Origin of the sequence: Roseovarius autotrophicus, from assembly GCF_018069895.1 — a bacterium.
Taxonomy (GTDB): Bacteria; Pseudomonadota; Alphaproteobacteria; order Rhodobacterales; family Rhodobacteraceae; genus Roseovarius; species Roseovarius autotrophicus.
In genome coordinates this window covers 1-9850 of record NZ_JAGQDH010000042.1, presented here as the reverse complement: position 1 = coordinate 9850, position 9850 = coordinate 1, and the positions used below count along the sequence as shown (strand labels likewise).

General features: G+C 63.2%; 6 protein-coding genes and 1 tRNA gene. 4 read left to right on the top strand and 3 right to left on the bottom strand.

Annotated features, from left to right (window positions below; genetic code table 11):
- Window positions 1-2 precede the first annotated feature (2 nt).
- A complete protein-coding gene (locus KAK09_RS18045) occupies window positions 3-977 on the bottom strand; it encodes a hypothetical protein (protein WP_210880319.1) in 975 nt (324 codons plus the stop codon).
- Window positions 978-1071: 94 nt separating this feature from the next.
- A tRNA-Leu gene (locus KAK09_RS18040) sits at window positions 1072-1158 on the bottom strand.
- 144 nt (window positions 1159-1302) lie between these two features.
- On the opposite strand from KAK09_RS18040, the gene KAK09_RS18035 reads away from it, so the two are divergent.
- Window positions 1303-2283 (top strand): complex I NDUFA9 subunit family protein, encoded by a 981-nt coding sequence (locus KAK09_RS18035; RefSeq protein WP_210880318.1) that lies wholly within the window; start codon window positions 1303-1305, stop codon window positions 2281-2283.
- A 6-nt stretch (window positions 2284-2289) separates the two neighbouring features.
- On the opposite strand, the gene KAK09_RS18030 is transcribed toward KAK09_RS18035, so the two are convergent.
- Window positions 2290-3093 carry an undecaprenyl-diphosphate phosphatase gene (locus tag KAK09_RS18030; protein WP_210880317.1) on the bottom strand — a complete coding sequence of 268 codons (804 nt, stop codon included), beginning with the start codon at window positions 3091-3093 and terminating at the stop codon, window positions 2290-2292.
- A gap of 218 nt (window positions 3094-3311) precedes the next feature.
- Between KAK09_RS18030 and KAK09_RS18025 the strand changes: the two genes are divergently transcribed.
- From KAK09_RS18025 to KAK09_RS18015, 3 genes are all read left to right on the top strand, one after another.
- Window positions 3312-4745, top strand: coding sequence for an NAD(P)-dependent oxidoreductase (locus tag KAK09_RS18025; protein WP_210880316.1), 1434 nt, complete (start codon window positions 3312-3314; stop codon window positions 4743-4745).
- 139 nt (window positions 4746-4884) lie between these two features.
- Window positions 4885-9417, top strand: a complete 4533-nt coding sequence (gltB, locus tag KAK09_RS18020) for a glutamate synthase large subunit (RefSeq protein WP_210880315.1) — start codon at window positions 4885-4887, stop codon at window positions 9415-9417.
- 71 nt (window positions 9418-9488) lie between these two features.
- Window positions 9489-9785 carry a hypothetical protein gene (locus KAK09_RS18015; RefSeq protein ID WP_210880314.1) on the top strand — a complete coding sequence of 99 codons (297 nt, stop codon included), beginning with the start codon at window positions 9489-9491 and terminating at the stop codon, window positions 9783-9785.
- Window positions 9786-9850 lie beyond the last annotated feature (65 nt).

Here is a 9850-nt window from a genome sequence, read left to right as displayed (position 1 = left end):
AGTCACCCGCCAGCTACATGGAGAGCGCGGCTGACTGGCCGCCGCCCGCCACGCGCGCCCCGCAGAAACCCCAGGTGGCCTAGTTTTGCGCCGCCCCGTGGCCCAATTTTACTCCGGCGTTGACACAGAGAGGGTTCCTTGACGTTGTCCCTGACGCGCACCCTCATGGCCCTGATCACGTCCTCAGGAAGCGACTCGCGCTTGTCCCCCTCGGCCTCTGGGGGTGCATCCTTGCGGGTCAGGTCCATCGCCTTGAACGGGTTGCCCACCTTGCCCTCAAGGTCGAACTCGACGATTGCCAGATTGACCATGGCCACCAGCATGTTCTTTTCCCGTTGGAGAGACCCAGCAGCCAGAGGAGACCCGTCGGCCTTCGTCTCCTTGAGGAGGTAGTCCCTCAGCTTCCTTGCGTGTTCCCGTTTGAGGTCCACCATAGGGAGCTTGCGAAGGGGGCCTAGGGCCTTCTCGACGCGGGCACAGACACGCTCAAGCTGGTCCCGCTTGTTGCGCCCCTTCTCACCCTCAACACGCTCTGTGAAATACATCCTCTTCGCATCGAGCATCGTCACAGGGGGTTCCTCGGCCTCTGGGGCCATGACGGCCTTGACCAAGACAGGGTCGGCCCCTCTCTGGTGAAGATCATCGGCCAAGACTTCCCGCCGATCATCCTCCTCAAGATCACCCTTGATCGCTTCCACCATGGCCTCGGCCTCGGCAACGGCCTCTCTCCAATGCTCAAGGGGAGAAAGCGACCCATTGCCAGCAGCCCTCCTCTTGGCCTTGGCCACTATCTTGTCGAACTCAGCCACAAGGGCTTCCTGCTCTTTCACCAGAGCGGCACCTTCACGCGCCCTCATGGGAACCTGAAAGACCTCCTCCCCGAGAACCTGAGCGACAACCTTGGGGTAGCGCCTGCGGAATCGCTTGCGGCCCCCCGAGAGTTCATCAACGTGCTTGAGCTTCATCATCATCACCATGGCGAATGTGTCCCATATGTGTCCCGTTTTGTGTCTCGGGATGGGCGCTAGGTGCCTGATATACTTGAAAAACAGGGCCTTAAAGGGACCGTGGTGGTGCCCAGGAGAGGACTCGAACCTCCACGGCCTTGCGGCCACTGGCACCTGAAGCCAGCGCGTCTACCAATTCCGCCACCTGGGCAGGTGTCGTGAGGCTGGCGTTTAGACTCAGGCCGCACGGGTGTCAACGGCGATTTTGCGCGATGTGTCGCAAGGCGCTTATCGCCTTGTCGGGCGGGCACGACGGCGCTAGGAAAGAGGGCGTAAACTCTGCCCGGAGGCTCTCATGTCCAAGCTTGTCACCATCTATGGCGGATCGGGTTTCGTCGGTCGCTACATCACGCGGCGGCTGGCCGCAGAGGGCTGGCGGGTGCGCGTGGCGGTGCGGCGTCCGAACGAGGCATTGCATGTCAAGCCCTATGGCGTACCGGGCCAGGTCGAACCGGTTTTCTGCAACATCCGCGATGACGCCAGCGTGCGCTCGGTGATGCAGGGGGCTGTGGCGGTGGTCAATTGCGTGGGCACGTTCGACCGCAAGGGACGCAACAATTTCAAAGCCGTGCAGGCCGAGGGCGCCACACGCATCGCCCGCATCGCCGCCGAAGAGGGTGTGGCACGCATGGTGCATCTGTCAGCCATAGGCGCGGCTGAGGGTGCGGCCAGCGTCTATGCCCGGACCAAGGCTGCAGGCGAGGCCGGAGTTCTGGCGCATATGCCGGAGGCAGTCATCCTGCGGCCATCTGTGATCTTTGGCGCCGAGGATCAGTTCTTCAACCGTTTCGCCGGAATGACGCGGCTTAGCCCGTTTCTACCTGTTGTTGGGGCGGGCACCCGTTTCCAGCCTGTCCACGTCGATGATGTGGCACAAGCGGCGGTCAAGGGCGTCACCGGAGAGGCCGCGCCCGGCATTTACGAGCTTGGTGGACCCGAGGTGGGCAGTTTCCGCGAGTTGATGCAGATGATGCTGCGGGTGATCCGTCGTCGGCGCCTGATCGTCAATATTCCCTTTGGCATTGCCTCTGTGATGGCCGGGGTGATGGAGTTGATCGAAACCGTGTCGCTTGGCCTTGTGCCGCCACAGATCACGCGCGATCAGGTGCGCAGCCTGCACAGCGACAACGTGGTGGGCGCGGACGCAAGGGGCTTTGCAGATCTCGGGATCACACCGGTCGCACCAGAGGCGGTGCTGCCCGATTACCTCTGGCGTTTCCGTCCGACCGGGCAATACGAGACCATCCGGGAGTCGGCCCGCAACCTGCGCGCCTGACCGCACTCAGGCATAGGCGAACCAGAGCAGGACCACGCCAAGGCCCAGCCGATAGACAACATAGGGCGTGAAGCTGACGCTGCGCAGAAGCCGCATCATGAAGGCAAGCGCCAACAGCGCCGCCACGAAGGCGAATACCGCGGCAATCGCCGCGTCGCGCATGAGTGCAGTGTTCGCCTCCACCGCAACCTCAAGTCCAAGTAGCGCGCCGCTGGCAATGATCGTCGGAATGGACATCAGCATGGAGAGTCGCGCCGCCTCGTGGCGATCATAACCGAGGAAGCGTGCCCCGGTTATCGTAATGCCCGAGCGTGAGGTGCCGGGAATGAGTGCGATCGCCTGCCAGAGACCGAGGGTAAGCGCCTCTTTCACGGTCCAGTCGTCCCGAGTTTTTTCGATGCTCCCTCGCTGATCAGACCAGTAAAGCAGCAGGCCGAAGAGAATCGTCGCCCAGGCGATCACCGTGACCGAACGCAGGGCATCATTGAACCCCGTGAGCTTGAGAAGCAGACCGCACAGGATCACGGGGAGCGTCGCGATCAGAAGCAGCAGCGCGAGCCTCGCACCGGGCGTATCCGCCTTGCCGCACATCAGGCGCGGCAGGCCAGAGATGGCCTGTGCCACATCGGCGCGAAAGAACAGCATCACGGCAAAAAGTGTGCCAACGTGAACCGCCACGTCGATCACCTGTCCCTGATCTGCCATCCCGGTCAGTGCGGGAAGGAGAATCAGGTGGCCGGAGGAGGAGATTGGCAGGAATTCGGTTATGCCCTGAAGGACGGCGACCATAAATATCTGAAAAAGCGGCATTTCGAGATTTCCTGCGCGGACCTGCGCGCTTCTAGACCGGAACGCGGGGGGAGGGCAATTTCCGATATAGGTCCGGTTCGGATGTATGTGTGTTAAGATTTGCTTACCACGGCAAGCCTTGCGGTCACGAAAAGTTAATATTAGTCAGCATCTCTGACTTTTCATTCTCACGCAACCCGCTTATACGGTGCTTCTGGTCAGACTCGGGAGGGGGACGCATGGCGAAGCAGGCGATGTTGAAATTCGTGACTGTCGGGCGGGACATGCCGCAGAAGCGTCAAGCTGCGGAGCGGCGGCGGGATTTCAACGAGATCTATGCCGAGTATGCCGATGCCAAGGCCAGAGAGCAGGCGAGCCGGTGCAGCCAGTGCGGCGTGCCTTATTGCCAGAGCCATTGCCCGCTGCACAACAACATCCCCGACTGGCTGCGCATGACCGCCGAGGGGCGGCTGAAAGAAGCCTATGAAATCAGCCAGCTGACCAACACCTTTCCCGAGATTTGCGGGCGTATCTGCCCGCAGGACCGGCTTTGCGAGGGCAATTGCGTGATCGAGCAATCGGGTCACGGGACGGTCACCATCGGCGCCGTGGAGAAGTACATCACCGACACCGCCTGGGATGAGGGTTGGGTGGAGGCCATCGCACCCAAGACGGAACGTGTTGAATCGGTTGGGATAATCGGCGCAGGTCCGGGGGGTCTTGCCGCTGCGGATGTGCTGCGGCGGGCGGGGATTCAGGTCACGGTCTATGACCGCTACGACCGCGCCGGCGGGTTGCTGAGCTACGGCATTCCGGGATTCAAGCTGGAAAAGGATGTGGTGATGCGCCGCATCGAGCAGCTCGAGCAGGGCGGAGTGAAATTCGTGCTGAACTGCGACGTCGGCACGGACCTGAGCTTTGACGAAATTCGCAAGAAATACAACGCGGTAGTAGTCGCCACCGGGGTCTACAAAAGCCGTGAGCTGGACGGGCCGGGCGCGGCCGCGCAAGGGATCATGCGGGCGATTGATTACCTGACGGCAAGCAACCGCGTGAGCTTTGGCGATCGGGTGCCGGAGTTCGAGAGCGGCGAGTTGAACGCAGCGGGCAAGCAAGTTGTTGTGGTCGGCGGCGGCGACACCGCAATGGATTGCGTGCGCACAGCGATCCGCCAAGGTGCGCGATCGGTCACCTGCCTCTACCGGCGTGACCGTGAGAACATGCCCGGCAGCCAGCGCGAAGTTGCCAATGCAGAGGAAGAAGGTGTTGTATTTAAATGGCTTAGCGCGCCAGTGGGGTTTGCAGGCGATCCGGTGACGGCGGTAAAAGTGCAGAAAATGCGCCTTGGCGCGCCGGATGCGACGGGCCGTCAAAGCCCCGAACCGATCGAAGGCGCCATCGAGGACGCGCCGGCCGATCTGGTGATCAAGGCCCTTGGATTCGAGCCGGAGAATTTGCCAACACTTTGGAACCAAAAGGAACTTGAGGTCACCCGCTGGGGCACGATCAAGGCGGAATTCACCACCGGGCGCACCGCACTGCCGGGGGTTTACGCGGTGGGCGACATCGTGCGCGGGGCAAGCCTTGTGGTCTGGGCGATCCGCGACGGGCGCGATGCGGCGGCAGCGATCCTTGACGATCTCAATGCCGCGCAGGCGGTCGCGGCAGAGTAGCGGTGCGAACAAAAGGCACACAGTGGACGCGGTTTGTGCACGCACGACGCGCGATCACAGGCACAAGCGGCAAAGACCGCGCGAAACGACAGACAGGGCAGCGTCCCTGACCCACCGGGCAAAGGAAGGGTAACGACAGATGACGACATTCGATTCCGATTGGGCCGCCCGCGAAGAGGCCAAGCGTGACTGGCTCGCCGCGAACGGCATGTATGCCCATGAAGAGGAGCATTCTTCCTGCGGCGTGGGCCTTGTGGTGGCGATCAGCGGCCAGCCCTCGCGCCGGGTGGTGCAGGCGGGGATCGACGCGCTCAAGGCGATCTGGCACCGGGGCGCGGTCGATGCTGATGGCAAGACCGGCGACGGCGCAGGTATCCATGTGCAGATCCCGGTGCCGTTCTTCTATGACCAGATCCGGCGCACCGGGCATGAGCCGGATGAAAGCCGGTTGATCGCGGTCGGGCAGGTGTTCCTGCCGCGCACGGATTTCGGCGCGCAAGAGCGGTGCCGGACCATCGTGGAAACCGAAGTGCTTCGGATGGGTCACACGATCTATGGCTGGCGGCATGTCCCGGTGGACGTCACCTGCCTTGGTGAAAAGGCCAATGCGACGCGCCCCGAGATCGAGCAGATCCTGATTTCCGACGACAAGGGTCTCGATCAGGAGACGTTCGAGCGCGAGCTTTACGTCATCCGCCGCCGCATCGAAAAGGCGGTGGCCGCCGCCGGCATAAACGGCCTTTACGTCGCAAGCCTGTCCTGCCGCAGCATCATCTACAAGGGCATGATGCTGGCCGAACAGGTGGCGGTGTTCTACCCGGATCTGCAGGACGAACGCTTTGTCAGCGCCTTCGCAATCTACCATCAACGCTATTCCACCAATACCTTTCCGCAATGGTGGCTGGCACAGCCGTTCCGGATGCTGGCGCATAACGGCGAGATCAACACGCTCAAGGGCAACACCAACTGGATGAAAAGCCACGAAATCCGCATGGTCTCGGGCACGTTCGGAGACCTGGCCGAGGATATCAAGCCGATCATCCCGCAGGGATCGTCCGACAGCGCGGCGCTTGATGCCGTGTTCGAGGTGCTGGTGCGTGCCGGACGCAGCGCGCCGATGGCCAAGACCATGCTGGTGCCCGAAAGTTGGTCGAAACAGGCGGAGGAACTTCCGCAAGCCTGGCGCGACATGTATTCCTACTGCAACTCTGTCATGGAGCCGTGGGACGGCCCTGCCGCATTGGCGATGACCGATGGCCGCTGGGTCTGCGCCGGGCTTGACCGTAACGGGCTTCGGCCCATGCGTTATGTGGTCACCGGCGACGGGCTGGTGATCGCGGGATCGGAAGCCGGGATGGTGCCGGTGGACGAGGCGACGGTCAGGGAGAAGGGCGCGCTTGGCCCCGGTCAGATGCTGGCGGTCGATACCGCAGAGGGCAAGCTGTATCACGACGCGGAAATCAAGGACAAGCTGGCCCATGCCCAGCCCTTTGGCGAATGGGTGGGCAAGATCAACGAGCTTGACGATGTGCTGGCGAGCGTGACGGAAAAGCCGCTATTTACCGGGGCAGAGTTGCGGCGGCGGCAGATCGCGGCCGGTTACACCATCGAGGAGATCGAGCAGATCCTCGCGCCCATGGCCGAGGATGGCAAGGAGGCGGTGGTCTCGATGGGCGATGACACGCCCGCAGCGGTGCTGTCGCGGCAATACCGTCCGCTGAGCCATTATTTCCGGCAGAATTTCAGCCAGGTGACGAACCCGGCGATCGACAGCTTGCGGGAATTCCGCGTGATGAGCCTCAAGACGCGGTTCGGCAACCTCAAGAACGTGCTGGACGAGAGCAGCGCGCAGACCGAGATTATCGCGCTGGAAAGCCCGTTCGTGGCCAATGCGCAATGGGCCGAGCTGATCCGGCAGTTTGGCGGCGATGTCGCCGAGATCGACTGCACCTTCGCGCCAGGGGACAACGCACTTCAGGACGGGCTGGAGAGGATCCGCGCCGAGGCAGAGGACGCGGTGCGCACTGGCGTGGGCAACATCGTGCTGAGCGATCACCGGCTGGGCGAAGAGCGTGTGGGGATGCCCATGATCCTTGCGACATCCGCGGTGCACAGTCACCTGACACGCAAGGGCTTGCGGACCTTCTGTTCGCTCAACGTGCGCGCGGCCGAGTGCATCGACCCGCATTATTTCGCCGTGCTGATCGGCGCGGGCGCGACCACGGTCAACGCCTATCTGGCCGAGGACACGGTGGCCGAACGCATCGCCCGCGGGCTGATCGAGGGCAGCCTCACCGAGGCGATGGCGCGCTATCGCGCGGCGATTGATCTGGGGCTTCTCAAGATCATGTCGAAGATGGGTATTTCGGTGGTATCGTCGTATCGCGGGGGCCTCAATTTCGAGGCGGTGGGGCTGAGCCGGGCGCTTTGTGCCGAGTATTTTCCGGGGCTGACGAGCCGGATTTCGGGCATTGGCGTGTCAGGGCTTCAGGCCAAGGTTGAGGAGGTGCATGGCCGCGCCTTCCGGGGCGGTCAGGATATCCTGCCCATCGGCGGCTTTTACAAGGCACGCAAGTCGGGCGAGACCCATGCCTGGGGCGCGCAGACGATGCATATCCTGCAAACCGCCTGCAACACCGCGAGCTATGCGCTGTGGAAGCGTTATAGCGCCGCGATGCAGGCCAATCCGCCGATCCATCTGCGCGACCTGATGGCGATCAAGCCGAAGGGTGAGGCGATCCCGATTGAAGAGGTCGAGAGCGTGACCGCGATCCGCAAGCGGTTCGTGACGCCGGGGATGTCGCTGGGGGCGCTGTCGCCCGAGGCACACAAGACCCTCAACGTGGCGATGAACCGGATCGGGGCACGCAGTGACAGTGGCGAAGGCGGCGAGGACCCGGCGCATTTCACGCCCGAACCGAATGGCGACAACCCGTCGGCCAAGATCAAGCAGGTGGCGAGCGGGCGCTTTGGCGTGACGGCTGAATACCTCAACCATTGCGAGGAGTTGGAGATCAAGGTCGCCCAAGGCGCCAAGCCCGGCGAGGGCGGGCAGTTGCCGGGGATGAAGGTGACCAAGCTGATCGCACGGCTGCGCCATTCGACCGAGGGCGTCACGCTGATCTCGCCGCCGCCGCATCACGACATCTACAGTATCGAGGATCTGGCGCAGCTCATCTATGACCTCAAGCAGATCAACCCCGAGGTGAAGGTCTGCGTGAAGCTGGTGGCGCAATCCGGCGTGGGCACGATTGCCGCCGGTGTGGCCAAGGCCAAGGCGGATGTGATCCTGATTTCGGGGCACAATGGCGGCACGGGGGCCTCGCCCGCCACGTCGATCAAATATGCCGGGCTGCCCTGGGAAATGGGCCTGACCGAGGCGCATCAGGTTCTGAGCATGAACAATCTGCGCGAGCGGGTGACGCTGCGCACCGATGGCGGGCTGCGCACCGGGCGCGATATTGTCATGGCGGCGATGATGGGGGCCGAGGAATACGGGATCGGGACCGCCGCGCTGATTGCCATGGGCTGTATCATGGTGCGGCAGTGCCAGAGCAATACCTGCCCGGTCGGCGTGTGCACGCAGGATGAGGACCTGCGCGCCAGATTCACCGGCAGCGCGGAAAAGGTGGTCAATCTCATCACCTTCTACGCGCAGGAAGTGCGGGAAATTCTGGCAAGCATCGGCGCGCGGTCGCTTGACGAGGTGATCGGGCGGGCGGACCTGCTGACACAGATCAACCGAGGCTCGGCCCATCTTGACGATCTCGACCTCAACCCGATGCTGATCACCGTGAACGGCACCACGGCCCCGAGGTTCGACCGCAACCGCCCGCGCAACGAGGTGCCCGACACGCTCGACGCGGAAATCGTGCGCGACGCGGCGCGGTTCCTCAACGATGGCGAAAAGATGCAACTTCATTACACGGTGCAGAACACGCATCGCTCGGTGGGCACGCGGGTATCGTCGCATATCGTGCGGCGGTTCGGGATGCGCAACAGCCTGCAACCCGATCACCTGACGGTGAAGCTGACGGGCAGCGCGGGGCAGTCTTTGGGCGCGTTCGCCGCACCGGGGCTGAAGATCGAGGTGTCAGGCGATGCCAACGATTACGTTGGCAAGGGCCTGAGCGGCGCGACCATCGTGGTGCGCCCGCCGATGGCAAGCCCTCTGGTCGCGCATGAGAACACGATCATCGGCAATACGGTGCTGTATGGCGCGACCGACGGCCATCTCTTTGCCGCCGGACGCGCGGGCGAGCGGTTCGCCGTGCGCAATTCGGGCGCCAAGGTGGTGGTCGAGGGCTGCGGCAGCAACGGGTGCGAATACATGACCGGCGGCGTGGCGGTGATCCTGGGCGCGATCGGCGCCAATTTCGGCGCGGGCATGACAGGAGGGATGGCCTATATCCACGACCCCGAGGGCCGCGCGCCGACGCTGGTGAATGGCGAGACGCTGGTCGCCTGCAAGGTCGCAGAGGCGCATTGGGAGGCGGAACTCCGGGGTCTGATCGAGCGGCATCTGGCCGAAACCGGCAGTCGCCGCGCGCAGGACATCCTGCGCTACTGGGACCGCGAATTGCCTCATTTCGTGCAGCTTTGCCCGCGCGAGATGCTGGGCAAGCTCGCGCATCCGCTGGGGATGGAGCCCGAGGCGATCCCGGCGGAGTGAGGGGACAAAGCGCGGTGGCGTCCGGAGGAGCTCCGGGCTAGGCTGGCAACAGTCAGCCCAGAGCCCCCGCCATGCCGCCAGCCTTGCAGGACCTTTGCATTGCGCCCCCGCTGCGCATCCATTTCTCGCCGGGGAAGGAAGATACCCTCGTTGTGTGCTTTGTCGGCGTGGGCACGGTGCGCCACGCGCCTCCAGCCGTTGAAATGGTCGGCTCGGCGACGGTGGGTGGACGCTATCCCGTTATGTTTGTCACCGATGAAAGCCGAAGCTGGCTCAACGCGCCGGGGATGGCCGAGAGGATCGTCGCGGAAGCCATGTGTGGATGCCTCCCGTTGTGCAAGGAAAATTTTGACTTTCTGAGCATGTGATCGAGTGCGGTCATGTGTCAGGCCTCTCTGTGCGGCTTTTAACGTGCCGCGGGCCGGTATGGAGA

Coding starts and splice junctions, on each gene's coding strand:
- KAK09_RS18045 (WP_210880319.1), bottom strand. CDS start 977: ATGGTGATGATGATGAAGCTCAAGCACGTTGATGAACTCTCGGGGGGC.
- KAK09_RS18035 (WP_210880318.1), top strand. CDS start 1,303: ATGTCCAAGCTTGTCACCATCTATGGCGGATCGGGTTTCGTCGGTCGC.
- KAK09_RS18030 (WP_210880317.1), bottom strand. CDS start 3,093: ATGCCGCTTTTTCAGATATTTATGGTCGCCGTCCTTCAGGGCATAACC.
- KAK09_RS18025 (WP_210880316.1), top strand. CDS start 3,312: ATGGCGAAGCAGGCGATGTTGAAATTCGTGACTGTCGGGCGGGACATG.
- gltB (WP_210880315.1), top strand. CDS start 4,885: ATGACGACATTCGATTCCGATTGGGCCGCCCGCGAAGAGGCCAAGCGT.
- KAK09_RS18015 (WP_210880314.1), top strand. CDS start 9,489: ATGCCGCCAGCCTTGCAGGACCTTTGCATTGCGCCCCCGCTGCGCATC.